At 76.2% G+C, this 1,020-nt stretch carries 1 protein-coding gene; it reads left to right on the forward strand.

Translation table 11 applies throughout. The features are described 5' to 3' along the window. Nucleotides 1–160 precede the first annotated feature (160 nt). Nucleotides 161–1,020, forward strand: an 860-nt coding sequence (locus AE652_RS41990) for an adenylate/guanylate cyclase domain-containing protein (protein WP_049661391.1), incomplete at its 3' end; no start/stop codon positions are given.

Below are 1,020 nucleotides of genomic sequence, written 5' to 3' on the forward strand. Positions count from 1 at the left end.
CCCGGAACGCTCGCGCCCCCGTACCACCGCCCCGCCGCGCACGCCCCGCACCACCGCCCGGCCCGCACCACCGGGCCGCGCCAACCGCCCCGCCGCGCACACCCGTTCCGCTTCGCCGCGCACGCCCCGCACCGCGAAGGACGACCGAAGGACGGCCACCATGCCCTGCCCACTCTGCGCCCAACTCGTCGGCACCAACGACCAGTTCTGCCCCTCCTGCGGCACCCCCCGGGCCGCCGCCCTCGACCTGGCCGCCGAGGAGCGCAAGCTGGTCACGGTGGTCTTCTGCGACCTGGTCGACTCCACCGCCCTGTCCGGCGCGCTCGACCCGGAGACCCTGCGCGAGGTGGTCCTGCGCTACTTCGAGCGGATGCACCACCGGATCGAGGCGCACGGCGGCACCCTGGAGAAGTTCATCGGGGACGCCGTGATGGCCGTCTTCGGCGTCCCGGTGATCCGCGAGGACGACGCCCACCGGGCGCTGGCCGCCGCGCTCGCCATGCTGGAGGACGTGGAGGACCTCAACACCGAGCTGGACGCCACCCTCGGCGTCCGGCTGGACGTCCGGATCGGCGTCAACACCGGCCAGGTGGTGGCGGGTTCGGACGCCTCGGCGCGCCAGGCGCTGATCTCCGGCGAGACCGTGAACATCGCCGCCCGGCTGCAGACCCGGGCCGCCCCCGGCCAGGTGCTGATCGGCCCGCAGACGCTGCGCGCGGCCGGCCCGGCCGCCCAGGTGGACGAGGTCGGCCCGCTGCACCTCAAGGGCAAGGCCGAGCCGGTCACCGCCTACCGCCTGGTCGGCCTGGACGAGGACGACCCGGAGCTGCTGCGCCGCTTCGACGTCCCACTGGTCGGCCGGGAGCGCGAACTGGCCCTGCTGGACGCCGCGTTGGCCCGGGTCGCGGGCGGCCAGGGGGCCGAGCTGCTGCTGGTGGCCGGCGAGGCGGGCATCGGCAAGACCCGGCTGGTGCGCGACTGGCGCGAGCGGGTCGGCCGGCGCACCGCGCGCTGCGGCAC

Source organism: Kitasatospora sp. MY 5-36, from assembly GCF_001182915.1.
In the GTDB taxonomy this organism is placed as follows: Bacteria; Actinomycetota; Actinomycetes; order Streptomycetales; family Streptomycetaceae; genus Kitasatospora.